A 295-nucleotide genomic window follows, 5' to 3' on the forward strand; every position below is an offset into this window, starting at 1 on the left:
TTGGAAAACAGGATACAAATGGTTAATGCGTCTCTTACCACCGATTGTGGTTGCACCGGTTATTATGGTAATCGGATTAGGTTTAGCAGCAACAGCAGTGGATATTGCCATGAATGTGAATGGTGAATATAGTTTTATTCACTTTACTGCCGCGTTAGTGACGCTATTTGCGGCGATTATTTTCACCGTCTATTTCAAATATATTTTAAGTGCAATGCCAATTTTGTTAGGCTTAATTGTTGGTTATATTTATTCGGCTATCGTGGGTATCGTTGATTTTACAGCGGTAAGGGAA

At 38.3% G+C, this 295-nt stretch carries 1 protein-coding gene; it reads left to right on the forward strand.

Features of this window, described 5'->3' with window-relative positions; genetic code table 11:
- Nucleotides 1-295, forward strand: a 295-nt coding sequence (locus PZE06_RS28310; protein WP_275792441.1) for a solute carrier family 23 protein, incomplete at both ends; no start/stop codon positions are given.

It is taken from the genome of Robertmurraya sp. DFI.2.37, assembly GCF_029211245.1.
GTDB lineage: Bacteria > Bacillota > Bacilli > Bacillales > Cytobacillaceae > Robertmurraya > Robertmurraya methanolica_A.